The organism is uncultured Eudoraea sp., from assembly GCF_947258925.1.
GTDB lineage: Bacteria > Bacteroidota > Bacteroidia > Flavobacteriales > Flavobacteriaceae > Eudoraea.
This window is the reverse complement of the sequence record NZ_CAMYKG010000003.1, coordinates 73,741-96,067: the sequence shown is the minus strand read 5'-3', so window position 1 is coordinate 96,067 and position 22,327 is coordinate 73,741. Positions and strand designations below refer to the sequence as shown.

26 protein-coding genes are annotated in these 22,327 nt (G+C 37.1%); 9 read left to right on the top strand and 17 right to left on the bottom strand.

What is annotated here, in order from left to right; all coding sequences use genetic code 11:
- Window positions 1-12: 12 nt before the first annotated feature.
- From Q0X77_RS01565 to nadC, 3 genes are read right to left on the bottom strand one after another with little or no spacing between them, the layout of a single operon-like run.
- A complete protein-coding gene (locus Q0X77_RS01565) occupies window positions 13-459 on the bottom strand; it encodes a DUF2147 domain-containing protein (protein ID WP_297792181.1) in 447 nt (148 codons plus the stop codon).
- Window positions 456-1,421, bottom strand: a complete 966-nt coding sequence (locus Q0X77_RS01560) for a YihY/virulence factor BrkB family protein (RefSeq protein WP_297792179.1) — start codon at window positions 1,419-1,421, stop codon at window positions 456-458. Before Q0X77_RS01560 ends, Q0X77_RS01565 begins: the two co-directional genes overlap by 4 nt.
- A complete protein-coding gene (gene nadC / locus Q0X77_RS01555) occupies window positions 1,422-2,279 on the bottom strand; it encodes a carboxylating nicotinate-nucleotide diphosphorylase (RefSeq protein ID WP_297792177.1) in 858 nt (285 codons plus the stop codon).
- 83 nt (window positions 2,280-2,362) lie between these two features.
- Here nadC and rlmH point away from each other — a divergent pair, with 83 nt between their 5' ends.
- Window positions 2,363-2,836 carry a 23S rRNA (pseudouridine(1915)-N(3))-methyltransferase RlmH gene (gene rlmH / locus Q0X77_RS01550; RefSeq protein ID WP_297792175.1) on the top strand — a complete coding sequence of 158 codons (474 nt, stop codon included), beginning with the start codon at window positions 2,363-2,365 and terminating at the stop codon, window positions 2,834-2,836.
- A gap of 63 nt (window positions 2,837-2,899) precedes the next feature.
- Here rlmH and serA read toward each other — a convergent pair whose 3' ends face one another.
- From serA to Q0X77_RS01525, 5 genes are all read right to left on the bottom strand, one after another.
- Window positions 2,900-4,783, bottom strand: coding sequence for a phosphoglycerate dehydrogenase (serA, locus tag Q0X77_RS01545; protein ID WP_297792173.1), 1,884 nt, complete (start codon window positions 4,781-4,783; stop codon window positions 2,900-2,902).
- Between the two features lie 199 nt (window positions 4,784-4,982).
- Window positions 4,983-6,143: a cellulase family glycosylhydrolase gene (locus Q0X77_RS01540; protein WP_297792171.1), complete on the bottom strand. Its 1,161-nt coding sequence runs from the start codon at window positions 6,141-6,143 to the stop codon at window positions 4,983-4,985.
- Between the two features lie 9 nt (window positions 6,144-6,152).
- On the bottom strand, window positions 6,153-6,851 hold the full coding sequence (locus Q0X77_RS01535) for a DUF3307 domain-containing protein (protein ID WP_297792169.1): 699 nt from the start codon (window positions 6,849-6,851) through the stop codon (window positions 6,153-6,155).
- Window positions 6,848-7,459, bottom strand: a complete 612-nt coding sequence (locus Q0X77_RS01530) for a SatD family protein (protein ID WP_297792167.1) — start codon at window positions 7,457-7,459, stop codon at window positions 6,848-6,850. Before Q0X77_RS01530 ends, Q0X77_RS01535 begins: the two co-directional genes overlap by 4 nt.
- A gap of 113 nt (window positions 7,460-7,572) precedes the next feature.
- Window positions 7,573-8,025, bottom strand: coding sequence for a methyltransferase (locus Q0X77_RS01525; protein WP_297792165.1), 453 nt, complete (start codon window positions 8,023-8,025; stop codon window positions 7,573-7,575).
- Between the two features lie 74 nt (window positions 8,026-8,099).
- Between Q0X77_RS01525 and Q0X77_RS01520 the strand changes: the two genes are divergently transcribed.
- The 5 genes from Q0X77_RS01520 (at window position 8,100) to Q0X77_RS01500 (ending at window position 14,201) form a co-directional block, all read left to right on the top strand.
- The gene (locus Q0X77_RS01520; RefSeq protein ID WP_297792163.1) at window positions 8,100-8,684 is read left to right on the top strand and encodes a non-canonical purine NTP diphosphatase; all 585 of its coding nucleotides are present in this window, start codon (window positions 8,100-8,102) and stop codon (window positions 8,682-8,684) included.
- 149 nt (window positions 8,685-8,833) lie between these two features.
- Entirely contained in the window at window positions 8,834-10,639 is a 1,806-nt protein-coding gene (locus Q0X77_RS01515; protein WP_297792161.1) for a DEAD/DEAH box helicase, read from the top strand.
- Between the two features lie 74 nt (window positions 10,640-10,713).
- Window positions 10,714-11,493 (top strand): carboxypeptidase-like regulatory domain-containing protein, encoded by a 780-nt coding sequence (locus Q0X77_RS01510; RefSeq protein WP_297792159.1) that lies wholly within the window; start codon window positions 10,714-10,716, stop codon window positions 11,491-11,493.
- A gap of 130 nt (window positions 11,494-11,623) precedes the next feature.
- On the top strand, window positions 11,624-13,315 hold the full coding sequence (locus Q0X77_RS01505; protein WP_297792156.1) for an alpha-amylase family glycosyl hydrolase: 1,692 nt from the start codon (window positions 11,624-11,626) through the stop codon (window positions 13,313-13,315).
- A gap of 73 nt (window positions 13,316-13,388) precedes the next feature.
- Window positions 13,389-14,201 carry a metallophosphoesterase gene (locus Q0X77_RS01500; RefSeq protein WP_297792154.1) on the top strand — a complete coding sequence of 271 codons (813 nt, stop codon included), beginning with the start codon at window positions 13,389-13,391 and terminating at the stop codon, window positions 14,199-14,201.
- Between the two features lie 6 nt (window positions 14,202-14,207).
- Here Q0X77_RS01500 and Q0X77_RS01495 read toward each other — a convergent pair whose 3' ends face one another.
- The 3 genes from Q0X77_RS01495 to Q0X77_RS01485 are packed head-to-tail and all read right to left on the bottom strand — an operon-like array spanning window position 14,208 to window position 15,819.
- A complete protein-coding gene (locus Q0X77_RS01495) occupies window positions 14,208-14,585 on the bottom strand; it encodes a VOC family protein (protein ID WP_297792151.1) in 378 nt (125 codons plus the stop codon).
- A gap of 2 nt (window positions 14,586-14,587) precedes the next feature.
- The gene (locus tag Q0X77_RS01490; protein WP_297792149.1) at window positions 14,588-15,121 is read right to left on the bottom strand and encodes an SRPBCC family protein; all 534 of its coding nucleotides are present in this window, start codon (window positions 15,119-15,121) and stop codon (window positions 14,588-14,590) included.
- A 41-nt stretch (window positions 15,122-15,162) separates the two neighbouring features.
- Window positions 15,163-15,819 carry an RNA methyltransferase gene (locus Q0X77_RS01485; RefSeq protein WP_297792147.1) on the bottom strand — a complete coding sequence of 219 codons (657 nt, stop codon included), beginning with the start codon at window positions 15,817-15,819 and terminating at the stop codon, window positions 15,163-15,165.
- Between the two features lie 45 nt (window positions 15,820-15,864).
- Here Q0X77_RS01485 and Q0X77_RS01480 point away from each other — a divergent pair, with 45 nt between their 5' ends.
- On the top strand, window positions 15,865-16,560 hold the full coding sequence (locus Q0X77_RS01480; protein WP_297792145.1) for an NAD-dependent deacylase: 696 nt from the start codon (window positions 15,865-15,867) through the stop codon (window positions 16,558-16,560).
- Here Q0X77_RS01480 and Q0X77_RS01475 read toward each other — a convergent pair.
- Entirely contained in the window at window positions 16,523-16,996 is a 474-nt protein-coding gene (locus Q0X77_RS01475; protein ID WP_297792143.1) for a heme-binding domain-containing protein, read from the bottom strand. The two genes, Q0X77_RS01480 and Q0X77_RS01475, sit on opposite strands and share 38 nt — an antisense overlap.
- 36 nt (window positions 16,997-17,032) lie before the next feature.
- Here Q0X77_RS01475 and Q0X77_RS01470 point away from each other — a divergent pair, with 36 nt between their 5' ends.
- Both Q0X77_RS01470 and purB read left to right on the top strand, forming a co-directional pair.
- On the top strand, window positions 17,033-17,614 hold the full coding sequence (locus Q0X77_RS01470; RefSeq protein WP_297792141.1) for an adenylosuccinate lyase: 582 nt from the start codon (window positions 17,033-17,035) through the stop codon (window positions 17,612-17,614).
- A 111-nt stretch (window positions 17,615-17,725) separates the two neighbouring features.
- Window positions 17,726-19,069 (top strand): adenylosuccinate lyase, encoded by a 1,344-nt coding sequence (gene purB / locus Q0X77_RS01465; protein ID WP_297792139.1) that lies wholly within the window; start codon window positions 17,726-17,728, stop codon window positions 19,067-19,069.
- A 71-nt stretch (window positions 19,070-19,140) separates the two neighbouring features.
- Here purB and Q0X77_RS01460 read toward each other — a convergent pair whose 3' ends face one another.
- From Q0X77_RS01460 to Q0X77_RS01440, 5 genes are all read right to left on the bottom strand, one after another.
- Window positions 19,141-19,953 carry a mechanosensitive ion channel domain-containing protein gene (locus tag Q0X77_RS01460; protein ID WP_297792137.1) on the bottom strand — a complete coding sequence of 271 codons (813 nt, stop codon included), beginning with the start codon at window positions 19,951-19,953 and terminating at the stop codon, window positions 19,141-19,143.
- 155 nt (window positions 19,954-20,108) lie between these two features.
- Entirely contained in the window at window positions 20,109-20,648 is a 540-nt protein-coding gene (locus Q0X77_RS01455) for a DUF4252 domain-containing protein (RefSeq protein WP_297792135.1), read from the bottom strand.
- 98 nt (window positions 20,649-20,746) lie between these two features.
- Window positions 20,747-21,301, bottom strand: a complete 555-nt coding sequence (locus Q0X77_RS01450; protein ID WP_297792134.1) for a DUF4252 domain-containing protein — start codon at window positions 21,299-21,301, stop codon at window positions 20,747-20,749.
- Window positions 21,302-21,313: 12 nt separating this feature from the next.
- The gene (locus Q0X77_RS01445) at window positions 21,314-21,733 is read right to left on the bottom strand and encodes a hypothetical protein (RefSeq protein WP_297792132.1); all 420 of its coding nucleotides are present in this window, start codon (window positions 21,731-21,733) and stop codon (window positions 21,314-21,316) included.
- Entirely contained in the window at window positions 21,720-22,229 is a 510-nt protein-coding gene (locus Q0X77_RS01440) for an RNA polymerase sigma factor (protein WP_297792209.1), read from the bottom strand. The genes Q0X77_RS01445 and Q0X77_RS01440 overlap by 14 nt, the downstream gene beginning before the upstream one ends.
- Between the last annotated feature and the right edge of the window lie 98 nt (window positions 22,230-22,327).

Below are 22,327 nucleotides of genomic sequence, written 5' to 3'. Positions count from 1 at the left end.
AAACTCTACCATCTAATTGGTTACCCTATGCCAGGTTTGTGTCCTATAAAAAAAAGCCAGATAACCCCTTACCTTGAGTTCGTTGGGGTTCTCAGGGTTTACCCAGATTTTGCATCTGTATTTTTTACCATTTTCAGGATCGAGTATTTCACCGCCGCTATATTCATTGTCATCCGAATTTTTCAAACCGTTGATAATTTGCATCCCTACAACGGGTTTGTCTTTTAGTTCACCTTCACATTTAATACAAAGTGCATTTTCCTTTCCTTTTTCAAGAATTTTTTGAACTTTTCCGTAGATACGATCCCCTTTTTTATATACTTCAAGAATAGATTTGGCATTTCCGCTAACATCATCTATTGTCTTCCATTGCCCTAAAACACTCTGGGAACTCACCACCTGCACGTTTAATATTAACATGCATACCAATAAAAGTATTTTGAAGAATAGGTATTTCATTTCTGGTGTTTTTTTCTAAGATAATTGAGGGTGGCATTTAATTCAAATCCAAGCAATAAAATGTTAGAATTAAGCCATATATAAAACATAAGAATTAACAATCCTGCCAGGGCACCATATAATTCATTATAGCGTGCAAAATTGTCGATATAGATCCCAAATAAATAGGAGGTTAATAAGAACAGCAAGGTAGTCATTAGTGCGCCGTAAGAAAAGAATTTGGCCTGTTTACCCTCCATGGTACCGAAATAGTACAGAATTGCAGTAGTAAGATAGGAAAGCAGAATAAAAAACAAGGTCTTCCCTATTTTAGCTCCAACAATATCTTTTTCCGAAAGATCATAGGTCCCTGTTTGAACAGCCCACTCATTTAAATATTCCAAAATATAGAATTCGAAGTAAACATATCCCACTGCCCCAACGATTAATAATAATGAAAGAAGAAAGCCTACCATCATGGAATAACCGTATTGCTTAAAGAAATTTCTGGTAAGTTTAATATGGTAGGAATCCTCGAACCCGGCAAAAATGGCACTTACACCATTTGTCATTAGAAAAATGGACAAAATAAATGCCGAGGAAAGTAGTCCCCCACTCTGTTGATCCTTAATTTGGTAATAAATTCCTTCAAAATAATCACCCGTGGCGGAAGGCAAAAAAGATTCCAAAAAATCGAGGAATTGACTATCGAAATTTTGGTTTCCGACACTTACGTATGGAATAATAAAAGGAATCAGGGTAAATAAAAAAATAAGCAACGGGAAAAGAGCCACAAAAAGGCTGAAAGATATGGAACTTGCACGGGTTGATAAAGCACCCTGCACCAAGCCTATTATGTACATTTCTACAAGATCATATAATGAAAGTCCTTCAAACGCGGGGAGTTTGATTTTTTTTAGCAACCTGACCAGCCATTTTACAACGGGAATTTTCTCCAGTTTTTCTTCTATCTCAGCGGTCATTCAAATTGCTTTTAGACTAAGGTCCTTATTATATACTGAATGCGTTAAAGCACCAGATGAAATGTAATCCACACCACATTCAGCATATTTTCTCATTGTATTTTCATTTATCCCCCCGGACGATTCGGTAAAGCACTGATCGCCTATTAAGGCTACCGCTTTTCGTGTATCCGTATAATTAAAATTATCTAGCAGGATCCTGAAAACGCCTCCGGCTTGCAGAATTTCTTCTACTTCTCTTAGATTCCTGGCTTCAACAATAATCTTTAAATTCCTATTTGATTCTTCCAGGTAATGCCTGGTTTTTTCTATTGCCCTGGTAATGCCCCCTGCAAAGTCTATATGGTTATCTTTTAACATAATCATATCATACAAAGCAAACCTATGATTCTCCCCTCCTCCGATGGTTACCGCCCACTTTTCAAGCGCTCTAATTCCGGGAGTGGTTTTACGGGTGTCAAGGACTTTTGTTTTAGTACCTTCCAGAAGTGAAACAAAATAATTGGTTTTGGTTGCTATGGCACACATCCTTTGCATTGCGTTTAACACCAGGCGTTCCGCTTTCAATATAGATTGTGATCTGCCTTCAACATAAAAGGCCACATCCCCATAATTGACTTTTTGGCCATCATTCAGGAGGATTTCCATTTTCAAATCCTTATCCACATAATTAAAAGTCTGTTTGGCAAAATCAACACCGGCTAATACAGTTTCATCTTTAACCAGGAGTTTAGCCTTACCCATTGCATCCTGTGGGATGCATGCAAGAGAACTGTGGTCCCCTTCTCCAACATCTTCCCTTATGGCATTTTTAATTATTAAAGATATCTCCTTTTGAAATTGTTCTTCTGATATCATTATCCTTTCTTGAAGGTTACTAAATTAATAAAAACATTAGCCAATAAAGAAATTCACTTTCCCTAAAATCATAACTTAGCAGGATGAGGATAAAACTACTTGCCGTTGGAAAAACTGATAGCCGGGAATTACAGAAATTAATAGAGGTCTACCTGAAAAGACTACGACATTATATCAACTTTGAACTTATCGTTTTACCCGATATCAAAAACACCAAGAACCTGTCTGAGAGTGATCAAAAGAAGAAGGAGGCCGAGATTATCCTTAAACATGTCAATAACACTGATAATGTATTTTTATTAGACGAAAGCGGTACGGAATATACTTCAACCGGCTTTGCTAACCTTTTACAAAAACAAATGAATGCAGGGATTAAAGAATGGATTTTGGTTATTGGTGGACCTTATGGTTTTAGTGACGTATTAAAACAAAAAGCTAAAGGCCAAATCAGTCTTTCAAAAATGACCTTCTCTCATCAAATGGTGCGATTATTTACAGTAGAACAAATTTACCGGGCATTTACCATCCTAAGAAATGAATCTTATCATAATAAATAGCAACTAATAGCTGTCCAACCCAAGACTATTTGAGCATCGAATTTCCCTGAAGTAAATAATAATTTAGTATAACACCCTGAATTTAATTGTATTTTCTACCTTTTTAAGGGCTTTAATTACCTCCTTATTATAATCTCTATCCAGATCTGTGATCACATAACCAACATCGCTGTCGGTTGACAGGTATTGCCCGGAAATATTCATCTCATAGTGAGCAAGCACCTCGTTAATCTTAGCCATAATCCCTGGTACATTCTTGTGAATATGCAGGAATCTATGTGCCTGATTTTGTTTAGGCAGGCGAATATTGGGAAAGTTAACCGCATCTACCGTATTTCCCGAGTTGATATAATACATAATCTTATTGGGTACAAAATCGGCTATATTTCTCTGAGCTTCTTCGGTATTACCCCCAATATGTGGTGTTAGAATAACATTATCAATTCCCTGTAATTCTGATTTAAAAGGGCCATTTGACATAGGTTCCTGCGGAAAAACATCAATAGCTGCACCACGTAATCTGCCACTTTTCAACCCTTTTACCAAGGCTTCAATATCAACGCTAAATCCCCTTGAAAGATTTATGAGGATAGCACCTGCACGCATTTGGTTAATTTCACGTTCCCCAATAAAGTTGACGTTGGCTTTATTGTCATCCATATGCAAGGAAACCACGTCGGATACATTTAATAAATCTTCGAGTGTTTCGCATTTTACGGCGTTACCCAATGCTAATCTATCTTCAATATCATAGTAATAAACACGCATCCCTATTGCCTCGGCCAGAACAGACAATTGTTTACCTATATTTCCATATCCCACAATGCCAAGGTTTTTACCCCGGACTTCTCTGGAATTAACCGCTGTCTTATTCCATTCGCCATTGTGTATTTCCGTACAGCGCGGAAAAACATTCCTAAACAGCATAATAATTTGGCCAATAGCCAATTCCACAACAGACCTTGTATTACTATAGGGTGCATTAAAAACTACCACTCCTTTCTTTTTGCAATAGTCAAGATCAATCTGGGTTGTCCCTATGCAAAAAGCACCAACGACCAATAATTTGTTGGCTGCATCCAACACCCTGGGGGTAAGCCTTGTTTTTGACCGTATTCCGAGGACGTGAACTCCTTCTATTTTTTCAATTAACTCATCTTCCGATAAACTTTTATCTATAAGCTCAACGGAGAAACCATCTTCTGAAAGATTATCAAAAGCTGCGGGATGTACATTTTCGAGTAAAAGTATCTTGATTCGGTTTTTTGGATAGGAAAGACTCCTGGGCAGGTCATTAACAAATAAAAATTCGTCCAGATTCGGTGTAACATGGTCTGCCTTGTCGGCAGCCTTATCTCTGTGTACATTTTCAGTATAGGCAAAAAATTTATGGGCGATGCCTGCTTCACGCATTACATAATCACTATAACCATCTCCAATGACCTGTACCTCGCCTTCAAGATCGAGTTGTCTCAAACATTCAATTTTGCCATTGTGTGTGGCGAGGACATTTTTTTCATCAAATCCCACAATATTTCCATCCACATCAAATTCGAAGGTATTGGCATATACCCTATCAGAAGGAATATTATACTCGGCAACTATGGGATCTATAAATTCTTTAAATCCACATGAAATAACATAAATGTCATCGGAATATTTTTCAAAAAACTCCTTGTTTGCCAAAATTGATTTAGAAATTTTTTGACGTAATTCCTCAACGAGCGGGTCTAAATGGTTTTTGTGTGCCTTTAGAAGTTGAATTCTTCTTTCGAGGGATTCCGTAAAAGAAATATCCCCGTCGATGCCAAGATTCGTTATTTCCTGGATCTTATGGATAACATCATCTCTCTCAGGCCTTCCTTGCAGGGTCATTTCTGCCAATACATCCAGTGCTTCAACACGGGTTAAGGTACTATCAAAATCAAATACATACTTACGTCCCACTTCTATCCGGCTTTATTAAATTTAGGGCGTAAAATTATTAAATTAATTTGGTGCACAAGGGCTTAATTGTTTAAAAATGAAGTTAATTCAAGGATAAATCAAAACCATTGTTGATCTTTCGTAGATATGGCTATTTAATTTCGAAATTGAAATTTACCTGTATACAGTGATCATTTAATTCCCTAACAATTACCTAATATCATTGAGAAATACCGGTTAATTGCTTAATAAAGCTTATTTCTTCCTTAGAGAAGGGTGTGCCATCACCCCTGAGTATGTCATGATGCCATATTTTAGGTTCAGATGTAAATGTAGAATCCCAGCTCTTCCACGGGTAAATAGTATTGGTTTTACCCGAAACAAAACCCCAATTGATTGCTGCAATTTTGTTCTCCTTTAGAACAGGTAGCACATTTTGAAACGTATTCCCAACTCCTCTTGCGAGGTACTCGGTACAAAATAGAGGTCTGTTGTATATTTTCAACTCCGAAATTTTCTTCTTTACCTTTTCTATATTGCCGTCATAGGCATGGAATGAAATTACATCAGAATTCATTAGCATATAACGATCTAAGGCAGGTAAACTATCCGGAGTGCCCCAATATTCAATCCTGCCTCTCCAAATTCCGGTTGTAAGGGGTTGACTAGGATTTATCTCCCTTGCCCAATTCATGACTTTCTTTAGAAGTTTAAGGGAATATATGTGCTTTTGTTGTACTTCAAGCTCTTTCCTCCCTGGCTGACCTGCAACATTATCAGGTTCGTTATAAAGGTCCCAAACCAAAACCCTCTCATCATTAGAAAAGCGCCCAATTATCCCTTTAATGTATGGCTTCAATTCTATATACCTGCTGGTATCCCGCAGAATATCGGCTCCTGGCGACTGCACCCAACCGGAATTATGCACATGAGGAACTGGTTCTGGTTGTACTCCCAGTTTAGGGATTGGGTGCCAAACATCGTCCAGCAATACAAACATGGTCTTAATCCTGTACTTTTGAGAAATTGTCAAATATTGATCAACCCGATTCAAAAAACCAATTGAATCCTGTTTCCAAAGTAAATTATGCAGATATACCCTATGCAGATTCATTCCCAGGTCTGCCGACCATTTTAATTCCCTTTCGATAGTTTTAGGATCAAATGAATCCTCTTGCCAGAATTCGAGCTGATTAATGGCTGTACTTGGATTGAAATTGGTTCCCATATACCAGGGTTGTTCCTCATACCAATCCCAGGCTTTTTCCTCAGTCCATTGTTCTCCAGGGATTTCTATAGTTAGCTTTTCTTCTTTTCGGATCTTTTTCTCGCCACAACCAAGTACCAATAGTATTAAAAGACCGGTGCAAAGTATTTTCATAAACCTAATTTATATGTAATTGTAAATAATCCCTGCTATTATTGCTATACCAAAACTCAAGAGGGTTCCTATTAAAATATATTCTGTTAATTTTCTGCTATTACTTTCTTTCAAATCATTAAATCGAAATACCGATTTAGCTGTAATAAGCAATCCTATTGCCTCCCATCGATCCATAATGATAAAAACAAGGACAAATAATCGTTCAATTATGCCAATATATTTTCCGGCATTTGGAAGTGATTTATGATCTAAATTTATCTGATTGGACATTCCTTCAAGAAGAATTCTCATTAAGATAGCTGCAGGGTAGGTAACAAAAACCATAACGGTTAAAAGTCTCCAGTCTATTTGTTCTATTAAAGAATTGGTATGTTCAATAAGATTACCGTAATAAACACATATGTACAAGACCACGATATGCAGAAATTGATCTAGAAAAAAAGGAACGGCTTTATTTTTAAATGCAGGGGTTAAATAGATTTTAAGGAGGTCGATTACATAATGAGAGGAGGCAATAATCAGGGCAATTTGCCAATAGTTTATATCCCACAGGATCACAATGACAAGCAAAAAGTGGATTAAAATATGCAGGTACAGAAATGCCGAAGCCGCCTTCTTAGATTCTTTCTGAATGACCCAACGTTTTGGTTGTAAAATAAAATCGCCAATGATATGTGCCAGAAAAAGTTTCGTAAGGAGTATCATGATTGGGGGTTTTTGTAATTTTTGTGGTAATAGTTCAACAGGTCTTTAACAAGGTCCAATCGCGCTCGTTTTTGCCTCTGGCTTACTGCAGATTGTTGAATTTTAAGTTGATTAGCAAATTCAGTTTGGGAAGTTTTTGGATTTTTCAGCGCCATTATGATGATCTCGGCAGAAACCACACTCCAGGCATCCATGAAATCTAATCCCAATTTCAATATTAAATTAAGGGTATCATCCAATTGCAGGTCACCTGTTGCAATAGCCAGATTTATTTTTTTTTCCTTCAAAAAACTTAAGGTCCTGCCCGATCTTTGATAAGCAGTACCATTAGACTCACTTACTCCGGAACCCTTAAAATCTTCTTCTCCCAATCCGATCCCTATTCTTACATCCAGGTTCTTGGTAGTTTTTATAAGGGCTTTAATATATATAGCTACCTCCATGGCTTTTTCAGGTACAATCCTTAGCTGAAATTCGTCTCCTCTGTATATTTCCCAATCCTGTGGTGTATTGCCCAGAGCTAAAAAATACTCCTTTAATTTCGGAAGCCATTCAGAGGTGTTATAACCTGCCGAATTAATAATATCACCTGTTAATACTGCAATCATATTTTATAATCTTAATTGCTAATATAGTATATTATAAGTTATTTTACTAATTATTTTAAATATTAGTTATTTAGATAATATTTAGTATGCTTTTGAAAAGAAGCGCTTTTTGGCTAAAACCACCTTCTCACCAGTATACAATACTGTTTGTATTCTTTACCAAATAAGGAGGTGAGAGCCACTTCTTCAGGTTTTATCTGAAAAGTATTCATATACGACACAAAACCGGCAGCTAAAAGAACATTGAATGCGTTACCCAAATAAAGGCCCCAAGCCAATAATAGTAGTAGCAAACCTAAATACATAGGATTTCTCGAATATTTATAAATACCATTCGTAACCAAAAATGAGGCTCTGGAAAGATCTTTTGGGTTTGATGTGGTCTTTGCCAGATAGAACTGAATTAAGGCATAACAGCTAATCACTATGGCCAAAAACAATAAGGCCAGGATTAGATACCTCCTTCCAAAAAAATCAAAATATCCAAATGGCAAAAATTCTGCCAACAGAAACATCAGACCTCCAAAGATCACGAAAACAAGTACTGGTGGTATTTTAAGTTTCATAATAAAAATAAGGCAGCTAAAATTACTATTTTTGATCCCCTCAACCATTTTGATAAGGTGAATTTTTTCTTTATATGGATTTGATATTCGCTACGCACAATACCAACAAAGTTAAGGAAGTAGATCTTTTACTTCCCAATGATATTCGTCTTATCTCCCTGGAAGAACTTGGCTTCCATGAAGAAATACCGGAAACAGAAGCTACCCTTGAAGCTAATGCACAATTAAAAGCAGATTATATCAGTGATCGCTTTGGACTTCCATGCTTTTCAGATGATACAGGGTTGATTATTGATGCTTTGAATGGCGCCCCCGGAGTGCATACCGCCAGGTATGCAGGTGAAGAAAAAGATCCGGAAAAAAACATGGAGAAAGTTTTGAAGGAACTAAGGAATATATCCTCTCGTGAAGCAAGGTTTAAAACAGTAATTGCCTTAAATTTTAATAATCAAAAATTACTTTTTGACGGGATAGTTGAAGGTACAATAGCCACAAAAAAAATAGGTGATGAAGGGTTTGGTTACGATCCTATCTTTAGACCTGAAGGTTATGACCAAACATTTGCTGAATTGCCTTTGCAGGTAAAGAATCAAATAAGTCATCGCGGAAAGGCCTTTCAAAAGCTCATTAACTACCTTACAAAACGGAAAAGATTTTAAGTTTGGCTACCATCTAAATAAATAGGAGTATCTTTGCCGCTTAAATTAAAGCCGCTGGTATAGCATGTGTTGCGCTGAGTCTAAGACGTTATAAGGATAATCGCTCTATGCAACATACATATTTGCGATTAGGTAAATTATAACATATTATGACAAAATTTGAAGCATTGGGGCTTAATAGTTCCATATTAAATGCTATTGCCGATTTAGGATTTGAAACTCCATCAGAAGTTCAGGAGAAGTCCATACCCCTTTTATTAGATGATGAAATAGATCTGGTTGCCCTGGCCCAGACTGGTACAGGGAAAACTGCAGCGTTTGGATTTCCGCTAATTCAAAAGATAAACAGCGATAGCAGAACCACTCAGGGCCTTATACTTTCACCAACCAGAGAACTCTGCCTACAGATTACCAATGAAATGCAATTGTATTCTAAATACGTAAAAGGATTGAATACAGTAGCAATCTATGGTGGTGCAAGCATAACAGAGCAGGCGCGCCAAATTAAAAGAGGTGCCCAAATTGTGGTTGCCACCCCGGGAAGAATGAAAGATATGATAGGCCGTGGTATTATAGATATAACCAAAATAGACTATTGCATTCTTGATGAAGCGGATGAGATGCTAAATATGGGGTTCTATGAAGATATAAAAGATATTCTTTCAAACACACCCAAGGAGAAATCAACCTGGCTTTTTTCGGCTACCATGCCAAAAGAAGTAGCTACAATTGCAAAAAAGTTCATGCACAATCCTACGGAAATTACAGTGGGGGCCAAGAATTCGGGAGTAGACACCGTGCAGCATGAATATTATTTAGTAGGTGGCCGCGACAGGTATCCTGCTTTAAAACGCTTATCAGATGCAAATCCTGGAATATTTTCCGTTGTCTTTTGCCGAACTAAGCGAGATACTCAAAGGGTGGCCGAGAAGTTAATTGAAGATGGTTACAATGCCGGAGCACTGCATGGTGATTTAAGCCAGAATCAACGCGACCTGGTAATGAATGCTTTCCGCAAGAAACAAATTCAGATGTTGGTAGCAACAGATGTTGCGGCAAGAGGTATTGATGTAGACGATATCACCCACGTAATAAATTATCAGCTCCCGGATGAAATTGAAACCTATACCCATAGGAGTGGTCGTACGGGTAGAGCCGGAAAGTCTGGTATTTCTATGGTAATTATAACCCGAAGTGAGTTGCGGAAAATTCATTCCATTGAGAAAAAGATAAAGCAAAATTTTATCTCAAAAAAAATACCTACAGGAATCGAAATTTGCGAAATTCAATTGTATCATTTGGCCAATAGAATACGTACAACGGAAATCAATGAGGAAATAAATAATTATTTGCCTGCCATCCATGACGTTTTAGATGGTCTGGACAGGGATGAATTAATTCAAAAAATTGTATCAGTAGAATTTACCCGTTTTTTCAATTATTATAACAAAACCAAGGATCTGAATTCTGCAGAACCGGATCGCAGGGAAAGAGGTAAAGGCAAAACCGACCAGAGTTTTTCAGGAAACGGATCTGTTCGTTATTTTATTAATGTTGGCGAACGAGATGGCTATGACTGGATGTCATTAAAGGACTTTTTAAAGGATACACTTCATCTTGGTAAAGACGATTTGTTTAAAGTAGATGTTAAAGACAGTTTTTCATTTTTCAATACCGAAGCGGCTCTTAAAGACCAAATTTTGGAGACGTTTACAGACTTCAAAGTAAAAGGACGCTTCGTAAACGTTGAAGTCTCCGATAGCCCCGAAGGTGGAAGAAGAAGAAAAAGAAGTGATAGAGGACCAAGAAAGAATAAGGATAACCGAGACCGGGATAGAAGCTATGGAAAGAAAAGGGAAGGTAAATATTCCAAAAGTGGTTCCCGAAGATCCGGATCCAAACAAGGTTCATCTTCCGGAAAAAGACGAAGTAAAAATAGAGATGGTTTCTTTTAGTTAATTGTATATTAAAAAATGTGCCAGAGAATCTATTTTTGTTTTATTCGCAATATTAATTAGGATAAGGCTGAATGAGGAACTATTTATTGTGCATGTTGGCGTTTACAGGCTTTTTCGGGATATCCCAGGAAAATGAAGCTGATCAACAGGAACAGGAGTTTAAGGCAGTAGTGGTTAATGCACAGTCCGGTATTCCACTGGAAAGCGTTCACGTTATTAATCTCAATAAGGTAGTGGGTACAATTACCAGCGCCAAAGGTGAGTTTACCCTTAATGCTTCAGTTAACGATACCCTTTATTTTTCCTATTTGGGATTTAAATCTCAAAAAGTCAGAGTAACTAACGATTTATTGAAGTTTAAGGATACCAAAATTTCACTTACTGAACTCGCCTATGCTTTGGAAGAAGTTATAGTTAAACCATACCAATTAACCGGGTATCTTGAAATTGATGTTAAAAACTTACCTATAAATACTTCATATCAATATAGCATTTCAGGACTGCCTACCAGCTATGAGGCAGGCAGTAAAAACCCCAGCGCCGTCACCAAGGTACTAGGTTCCATTCTCAATCCGGCAGATCTGTTGCGTAACCTATTTGGTAAACGACCTAATCAGATGAAAAAATTAAGGCAAATTAAAGAGGATGAAGATATCAGGGATCTGCTGGCCTCAAAATTTGACCGTGAAACACTTACGGAATTACTGCAAATTGATAAATTCGATATTGATGATATCCTCTCCAATTGCAACTATTCTACTTCTTTTATAAAAACCGCCAATGATTTGCAAATATTGGATGCGATCAGCAGTTGCTATGAAGAGTACAAGGTCCTTAACCGTAAGAAATAAATCAAAAGTTAAAAACATCACTTAGTCAATATTTTCATGTAGGAATAGCCTTATGAATTGTTTTGAAGGTTGGTGAAATAAATTTTATTATTACATATTCATTTTATAGCTTTAGCCAAAATCTGTGAAAATGAAAAAACTGCTTATTGCCTTCATAATTTCTGCACTTTTTTTAACTTGTAAAGAAGAAAAAAAAGAATCGGAAATTGTAGTTGCAGCAGCTGTTGATAGCACGCAAACCGCTCCTAAAAAAGCTCCATTTGTCTGGCAAGGCGCCAATATATATTTTTTACTCACAGACAGATTTAACAATGGAAACCCCGAAAATGATTTAAACTTTGACCGAACAAATGAAACGGCTCCACTGAGAGGTTTTATGGGTGGCGATATTCAGGGAATAATTAATAAAATTGAAGATGGTTACTTCTCAAAACTCGGAGTAAATGCAATTTGGTTTACACCCGTGGTAGAGCAAGTTCATGGAGATACTGATGAAGGAACAGGTAACACATATGGTTACCACGGTTACTGGACGAAGGACTGGACAGCTCTTGATCCCAATTTTGGCACTAAAAAGGATCTCGAAAACCTTGTGAAAACAGCCCATAAAAATGATATCCGGATACTTATGGATGTTGTAATTAATCATACGGGGCCTGTAACGGAAAAAGATCCGGTATGGCCAGAGGATTGGGTTAGAACTGCACCGGTATGTGAATATACCAATTACGAGACTACTACAAGTTGTACTCTGGTTGCGAACTTGCCGGATATTTATACAGAATCTGATGAAGCAGTGGAACTCCCGGACCCCTTACTGGCCAAATGGAAGGAAGAAGGAAGGTTGAGTAATGAATTGGACGAACTCCAGCTTTTCTTTCAAAGGACGGGATATCCAAGGGCTCCCAGGTTTTATATTATTAAATGGCTGACCGATTATGTAAATGATCTTGGTATTGATGGTTTCAGAGTGGATACTGTAAAACACGCCGACGAACAAACATGGGCTGAATTATATGCTGAAGCTTCAAACGCCTTCGCAACCTGGAAAAAAAAGCACCCGGAAGATGTTTTGGATGATACCCCCTTCTATATGGTTGGTGAAGTCTATGGCTATGGAATTTCAAACGGCAGAAAATATTCCTTTGGCGATAAAGATGTTGATTATTTTGACCATGGATTTGAAAGTCTTATCAATTTTGAGCTAAAAAATGACGCCAAAAAGAATTACGAAACAATTTTTAAAAAATACAACCGCATCCTAAACACAGGATTAAAAAATAAAGGTGTGGTGAATTATCTGACTTCCCATGATGACGCAGAACCATTTGATAAAGAAAGGAAACGACCCTATTACATGGCGAATGTCCTTTTCTTAACCCCCGGTACTTCACAGATCTATTACGGGGATGAATCTGCCAGAGATCTCACGATAGAAAATACGGCGGGGGATGCTACTCTGAGGTCATTTATGAATTGGCAGGATATTGATAGTATCCCGGAAACCCAGAATATTCTGGCCCATTGGCGAAAACTAGGTAGCTTTCGAAACAACCACCCCGCAATCGGAGCCGGAAAGCATAAGAGACTGGCTAAAAAACCCTATGTTTTCAGCAGAACATTTGTGGATGAGAATTATAAGGATAAGGTCGTTGTTGGCCTCGATTTGCCTAAAGGTAAAAAGTCCCTGTGGGTGAAAGGCTTTTTTGGTGATGGCACAAAACTATTTGATACCTACTCCGAAACTTATGTTGAAGTAAGAAATGGAAAGGTAATCCTGGAAAATGATAATGATATAGCGCTCCTTGAATTAGCAGATTAATTAGTTTTCTTATTGTAAAGCATAATCTATGATTTTTTATGTTTAAGATATTTGCGTTAATTAAGGGATTTTTATGAAGATAAATAGGAGAAGTTTTATCATTAAGTCCGTTTTAGCCTTTCTGGGGTTATTCCTTTTTGACATTTTCTGGTTTGAGAAATATGTTATTCAGTGGACAACCTATGATCTCTCCGAATCGGATAGCAAAATAAAAATCATACAATTATCTGATCTTCATATAAATGAGCTAAAAACTTTCCATAAATCTATTGCCTCTAAAATAAACGAAGAATTGCCGGATCTCATTTGCATTACAGGAGATGCAGTTAACAATAATAAGGGATTACCCGTCTTAGATCAATTTTTAGACCTTATAAGTAAAGAAATACCCAAGTTTGTGATCATGGGTAACAAGGAATATGCGGGAAAAGTTAATATAGATTCTTTCAGAACGCTAATTAAAAAACACAATGGTCAATTAATGATCAATGAAAGTCTAAAATTCACAACTGCCAACAGACACCTTAATATAATAGGCATTGATGACCTAATTGGAGGTAATCCGGATTTCATAAATGCCACATCGGCCTATGACAGATCTGAAGAAGCTATAGTACTAAATCATTGTCCTGAGTATAGTGATGAAATTGCATTTTTAAATGAAACTCAAAAGGTCAATATTAAACTTATATTATCCGGTCATACCCATGGAGGGCAAATAACCTTTCTTGGGAAGGCGTTTTATAAGCCAGGTGGCAGTGGAAGGTTTCTAAGAGGGTGGTATAGGCTTAATGATACAAGAATGTATGTATCCAAAGGCATTGGAACAAAATATATTCCAATTCGAATGGGTTCCAGAGCCGAAGCTACCGTTTTTTATGTTTAGTTTAATTTACTGCAGGGAATGCAGTGCTATCCTGTTTCCTTCAGTATCCGTGAGAAGTGCCATAAAACCATGGCCACCGCCTATTTCTTTTTTTTGCTGAATTACAGATCCTCCGGCCTTTGGTACTCTGGCCAATTCTATTGCAAGGTCTTTGCACGAAAAATAAAGAAGTGGTCCGGCATTATCGCTTGGAGTATACATTTCATGTTTTACCAAAGACCCGGGACTGCCCGGTTTTCCCTGTACCCCTGGAAACCAACCCATTGTAATATCACCTAAATCATGTACTGAAATTGAAATGCGAAAGACTTCCTCATAAAACTTCTTCGCCCTGTCCATTTCATTAACAGGTATTTCAAACCACCCCACCATATTATGTTCCATAATTACGGGTTTTTTTCCAAAATAGCCTTTAAACTCGCTAAACCTTCTTCAAAGTCTTTGCCTACAGCCTTATCCATATTCATAAAAAGCATCATAATGCTCATTGGAAATTTATTCTTACCTGTAAAACCCCAGGTAACTTCTGTCTCACCCGAACCGGCTTCATTAACCTTCAAATAGGCATCTGATTGCGACTTCCAGGGTTTGAGGAATCGCAGATCAGACTCAATTAGTTCGTTTTCCACTATCCTTGTTATTTCCTGTTCGCCGCTACCAACTTCTTTATTTCCTTCCCATTTACTGGTTGCTCCTATTTCACCGTCTGTTCCAACAAATTCCTTTTTCATATTAGGGTCCCTTTTACCCCACGGACTCCAATGGTCCTGATTTTTCAAATATTTCAGATAATCGAATACCACAGAAACGGGTTGCCGTACTTTAATAGAACGGCTAACATCATAACCTTTAGGAGCTATGATACCTAAAATCAGAATCAGAACAGCTATGCCGGCAAGAATATATAATACTGTATCCATTTGTTTATCAATTAATTAGTTACCTTTAAATATAAAAAAATTTAATGCCCTTTCACATATCTTTCCATAATTTCTTCAATACTCTTTATTGTTTTTTTAGTCCAATCCAATCGTTTTTTCAAAATCTCAGTATCTGTCAATTGCCAGGATACATCTGATCGTTTTAACTTTTGGGTTAAATCATACAGAATAATAGCGGCAGATACGGAGATATTGAGACTTTCAGAAAACCCGGACATAGGTATTTTCAACTTAGCATCCGCCTCTTTTAAAACCACTTCGCTCAGGCCTTCTTTTTCGGTCCCAAAAAACAATGCCGTTTTATCTGTTATATCAAAGTCCTCGAGCAAACAAGATTCCGTATGAGGCGTGGTTGCAACAATTTTATATCCCTGTTCTCTTAGATGATCTATACAGGATTTGGCGGTTGAATATCGCTGAATATCTACCCATTTTTCAGCTCCCATAGCGATATTTTTATCGAGATCCTGAGCAAATTTTGCTTCAATAACATGAATACTTTGTATACCAAAAACATCGCAACTCCTCAGAACAGCGCTGGTATTATGCATCTGAAAAACATCCTCAATAGCCACCGTGATATAATCTGTGCGCTCCGCTAAAACCGCCTTAAATCGATTTATCCGGTCAGGGGTAATAAATGTTTCCAAATAGGCAAGCAGATTCTGATCTATCATCCTTCTAATTTAAGAAAAATGTATCTTTATAGTAGAACCTAAATTATGCAAAAAAGGATTGTAGTACTTACAGGCGCCGGCATGAGCGCAGATAGCGGGATTAGAACTTTTCGTGGCGCCGATGGGTTATGGGAAGGACATGATGTAATGGAGGTAGCCTCTCCATACGGGTTCGCCCAAAACCCGGCTCTGGTTCTTGATTTTTATAACCAAAGGAGAAGGCAACTGTCGGAAGTTGTACCCAATCCCGGTCATGAGGTACTTGTTGCCCTTGAACAGCACTTTAATGTAACTATAATAACACAAAATGTAGACGATTTGCATGAACGTGCGGGAAGTTCACACATAATCCATCTTCATGGAGAATTGCTAAAAGTTCGTAGTACTGGTGATGCGTCAACGGTATTAGAGTGGAAAAAAGATTTGAATCTCGGAGATACATGCCCAAAGGGGTACCAATTACGTCCGCATATAGTATGGTTTGGCGAGGAGGTTCCTCTTTTAACGGAAGCTTCCCGAATTACTGAATCTGCAGACATTCTTATTATTATTGGAACTTCAATGCAGGTATATCCAGCAGCTGGTTTATTAAACTTTGCAAAACAAGGCATCCCAATATACTTTATTGACCCCAAGCCTAATATCAACGCCTCCTATTATGAAAACCTGACCGTTATTGAAAATACAGCGGCAAAAGGAGTTCCTACCTTGGTAACTCACCTAATCCATAAAGAATTCTAGTTCGTTTAGCCCATTCCACTAAAGCTTTTTGCTGCTCTTCCGTAAGCCTTGCTTTTTCATGTGTCCAGGTGTACTCGTTTAAAGGCATTTTAGCTGCCTCCACTTCCTCAATCAATTCCTCCAACTTATGGTCCTTCTGATTCTTGCTATATTGGTCCCATTCCGAAAAATTCAATTCTTCTTTACCGTGTTTTATATGATTTGAAATCCAGTAGGAAACAGGTGCAATATTGTTGTACCAGGGATATTGAGTATTGCTACTATGACAATCAAAACAACTTTGTGTCAGAATAGCCATGACATCTTCGGGCGGATTAGTTTCCGTTCTAAAGTAGACTGTATGATCGCCTTGGTTACTATTCTTGTCCGGTCTGAAAAATTGAAGCGCAATAAAAAGTAGTAATAGCAATTTTGCTATTTTTTTTATTATTTTCATTTGGGGGTGCTTTAAAGGGCTAAAATACAAATTTTCGTGACCAAAGCTGAATTGTTAGAATCTTTAAATTATGTAAACGGTACACGCTATAATCGGCAGGAAACTACAGAACTTGTTCTGGATAATCCCGGAAATATTGCACCCTTAATGGAAATTGCTTTTGAGGATCGTGGATCAATATCTTCTAAAGCGTGCTGGATTTTGGAGTTTATAGCTAAAAAAGACCTGAAATACATCCTAATGCATACGGATTCTTTTATTCACGGGATATCAAAAGTACATTTAGATTCGTCGGTAAGACCTATAGCCAAAATTTGCGAAATCCTTATGAAGGTTTATTTTTCGAGTTCAAATAATGATGTTCGGGATTCATTAAAAGACGATCACTTAAAGAGAATCACATCCTGTTGTTTTGATTGGCTTATAGGCGATCATAAAGTAGCTGCTAAGGCTTATTCTATGTCGAGCCTATATTTACTAGGCGAAAAATTTGAATGGATAAGACCTGAACTTAAGCTTGTTCTTGAGCAAAATTTCTATGCGGGTAGCGCAGCATATAAGGCAAGGGCAAGGCAAATCCTGGCATTAATTAAAAAGAATGAAAAGTTATCTAAATAAAATTGTGTTTATTACCCCGGAGTATTCATTCAAAAAAAGTGACTATCCTTTTTATCTCCCGAGCATATAAGTATCTTTACATTTTTCAAAAATTAACCAATCTAAAAGCATATGTCGTTAAATCAATTAAACGCCATTTCACCTATTGATGGAAGATATCGATCAAAAGTAGAATCCCTGGCTAATTTCTTTTCTGAAGAAGCCTTAATCAAGTTTCGGGTAATGGTGGAAATTGAATACTTCATAGCCCTTTGTGAATTAGGATTGGCACAACTCCCTTCATTAAGCAAAGAAAAAATCAGTGCCCTTCGGAATATTGTCCAAAATTTTAGTGAAGAAGATGCTTTAGCCGTAAAGGAAATTGAGCGAACTACTAATCATGATGTAAAAGCTGTTGAATATTTTATCAAAGACAAATTTGATTTACTGGGACTCGAAAAATACAAGGAGTTTATCCATTTTGGACTTACCTCTCAGGACATTAACAATACTGCTATACCCTATTCTTTGAAAGAGGCTCTGAATGAAGTATATATCCCGGTATTCGAAGAACTGACTTCTGAATTAAGAACATTGGTAAAAAAATGGGATGCAGTGCCCATGCTGGCCAGAACCCATGGTCAACCTGCGTCGCCAACTCGTTTGGGTAAAGAAATTAACGTCTTTGTAGTTCGGCTAGAAGAACAGTTTGGTCTTTTAAAAGCTATTCCACAGGCCGCAAAATTTGGTGGTGCAACCGGTAATTATAATGCGCATAAAGTGGCTTACCCCGATTTAGACTGGCAAAATTTTGGACAAGGTTTTGTTCAGAACAGCTTGGGTTTGGTCCACTCATTCCCTACTACTCAAATTGAACATTATGATCATATGGCTGCCTTATTTGATGCATTAAAACGTATCAATACAATAGTCCTAGACTTGAATAAGGATATGTGGACATATATTTCCATGGATTATTTTAAACAAAAAATAACTAAGGGTGAAGTGGGTTCTTCAGCCATGCCTCATAAAGTAAATCCGATTGATTTTGAAAATTCCGAAGGAAATCTGGGGATTGCCAATGCAATATTTGAGCATTTGTCCGCTAAATTACCTATTTCGCGTATGCAGCGCGATTTAACGGACAGTACCGTTTTGCGTAACGTAGGAGTGCCATTCGCTCATACCTTAATTGCCTTTAAGGCCACAATTAAAGGGCTGAGCAAATTATTACTAAATAGGGCCCAATTTGAAAAAGATCTGAACGATAATTGGGCGGTCGTAGCCGAAGCGATACAAACCATACTTAGAAGGGAAGGATATCCCAACCCCTACGAAGCATTAAAAGGACTTACCCGGACCAACGAAGCTATAACCAAGACCTCGATTGCAACGTTTATTGACCAATTAGAAATTAGCGAAGATCTTAAAACGGAACTAAAAAATATAAGTCCCTTAAATTATACCGGAATATAACAAGAGGTCTCCTTAAACAATCAAGTTGAAATGTTATAATCCTTTACCAAAAAACCAGGCATTAATTGAGGTTATCCGTTTTTTAATATTTGTACATGGGGATAAGGAATTTCAATTCCAGCCTTGTCCAGTGCTAGTTTACATCCCTCGGTGGTGGCAAAAAATACATCCCAGTAATCCTCAGGTTTGGCATATGGGCGGACTGCAAAGTTAATTGAACTATCTGCCAGGGCTGAAACATTTACTGAAGGTTCAGGATCTTGTAAAACTTTTTCGTTTGAGGTAAGTACTTCCATCAAAACTTCTTTGGCCTTTTTAATATCTTCTCCATAGCCTATACCAATTTCAACATCAACTCTGATTTTACCTTCAGCCGTGTAATTAACAATATTTCCATTAGCCATAGCACCATTTGGCACTATCGCCAACTTATTTTGAGGTGTTATAAGCTTAGTGGTGAAAATCTCAATTTCTTTCACTGCACCCAATACGCCTTGTGCTTCAATTAAATCACCAATACGGTAAGGTTTAAAGATCATGATCAAAATTCCTCCAGCAAAATTAGAAAGGGATCCCTGTAAAGCCAGGCCAACTGCCAAACCTGCCGCGGCAATAACTGCAGCAAAAGTTGTTACATTGACCCCCAGGGTAGAAATAACCATAATAATCAGCAAAATCTTTAAAGCCCATGAAGTGAGGTTTAAGAGAAATCTTTGCAATGATTCATCATACTTACCCTTGGACATGGCCTTTCTGGATACCCCGACTATCTTTTTTATTATCCAGGAACCTATCATAAAAATCAGAATTGCACCAATTAGCTTGGGGCCGTATTCGGTAATGAAATCAATACCTTTATTCATCCATATCTGAGCGTCTTCCATGATATATAACTTTTAGAATTAAAGAGTTGGGAAGATATAAAATTGAATAGAGAAATTTAAACCAAATAAGAACTTTTAGTCCCTTTTTTAGAAATAGAATAAAAAAACCCGGCCGGAAAGTATCCGGACGGGTTTCGCATATAAAATTATTTGAATTATCCTTTGAGAAATTCTCCTATTTCTCCAAGACCTTCACCATTGAAATCAGAACTTTGTATCGCATTCATTAATTGAATAATATGTCCGGGATTCATATTTTTTCCCAGAACCCTGATAATAGCGAAACCTTTATCATCGCTGCTGCCATAAATAATTACCTCATCTATAGCGTCTTCATCACCAACATACTTAACAACTCCTTTTCCGTATTGTGAATTCAGCTTCATTAATTCAACAAAGTCGTCATTCTTTAAAATAGCTTTTACCTTTGACTTTTCAACTTCATATTCTGCCCCGTTTTCGTTTGTCTTTTTAAAAGCCAATAAATTCAATTTCCTTAAGGACTGCAGGGCCTCTTGTTGCGATTCTGATAAATCCTGATTTTCCAGATTCAGCATGCTTGTCGGAACATCCAATGCAATAAAATTGGGGTTTTCTGAATTATCCACATAATATTCCTGAAGGCTTTGAGTTGAAGAACAAGCAATAAAGAACAGCAAGCTCATTACGGAAAATACAGTTAATATTTTTTTCATTTTTTGATCTTTTATTTAATCAGAATTTTGTCTAAAGGCAATTGACCTGTTGGGAAGTTTGTAACATCTCAACGGTCAATTACCTCTATATGCATATATTATTCTGATTTGTCCTTTTTTTCTGCCTTGTTCAATTCTTCCGGTAAATTCATCTTTTTTGTAAGGGAACCTATTTTGGTAAGATCAATATCTCCTGTTAATGTAAGAAGAACAGTTTCAATCTTTCTGTCATTTATTTCCATATCTACGTTGTCGATACCGGTAACAAACATTAATAATTCGCTTACATGATCTTCATCTTTACCGTTTTTTACATAGAATTTTATATTGGTTTCTTTATCCTTAACCCTCATCAGTTCTTCCAAAGAAGAAGATTTAAGATACTTATTCACCGTGGCCTGCATATCTGCAGAAACCGATTTATCTTCTGTGATAAAAACTTTAAGTCCGCTTAAACTCTTGGCTACATCCATAAACTCCTGAGCTTCGGGATCATCAACATCCACATCCATCTTCATTAAAAGATTAAACATGTTTTTATTAACTATTACAGAACTTACTTCATCTGAATCTTCAAACTTGTCAAAGATTGACTGTGAAAAACCACAAAGCGGTAAAACTGCCAATGCAACTATTAGAATATACTTTTTCATCTTTTTTAAATTTTAATTGTTTTTGTAAATTTTTTGTTTTGTTTCTTCAAATTCATTTAAATAACCCACTTTTTCAGTACCGCGCTCCAAATTAACTGCCAGCAGGTTTAATGCCTTTTTAGTTTCATTATACGCATATTCTGCTTCCATTTGTTGGCGGTAATCATTACCGAAAAATATTCCAAAGGCTATAACCGCTACTGCTGCAATAGAAATCCATTTGTAGTACGATACTCTAGGTTTTAATGGAACCTGCTTTGTAAACCGTTCGTCTTTGGCTGTAGAAAAGTAAGTAAACATTGGGGCGTACTGCTCCAGGTGTGGTGCCACCGCATCCTGTGAAAAATACTTTCTCAATTGTTTCTCCTCAGCTACCGTGGTAGTAGCCTCGAAGTACTTTTCTAATAATTTTTCAATTTTATCCAATTCCATAACTATGTTTTTTCATTAATCTTTCTCTGACTGTTTTTCTTGCTCTGGAAAGAGCTACTCTTACTGCCGTAGGTTTCATTTCCAGCAAATCTGCAATTTCATCAAAATCGTATTCTTCAACATCTCTCAATTGCAATACCATTTTTTGTTGTTCCGGTAATTCCATCATAATCTTTTCCACCCAACTTACGCTATCTCTCGCCTCCAGCTGTCTTTGTAATGATGCATTCCCATCTTCGTAATTGCTGTGAACCAGTTTCAGGTTACCGGACTGTTTCGACTTTAACCTATCCAGGCAAAAGTTTTTGGTCATTGTCATTGCGAAAGCTTCAACATTCTTATATTTCGCAATATTGTCATTCTTAGACCATAACTTCATCAGGATCTCCTGAGTGGCATCTTCTGCCTCTTCTGCGGATGTGAGTAGTCTTTTTGACAGTCTGTATAACTTGTCTTTAAAAGGCATAACCACATTTAAAAATTCTGATTGCGTCATATTCGGTTGTTCTGTTGTTGTATAAACCATTCAAGGTGTTTTACATAAGCAAGACGAAGTACATCGAATTTTGTTACAAAAAATTTTATTTTCTTGCA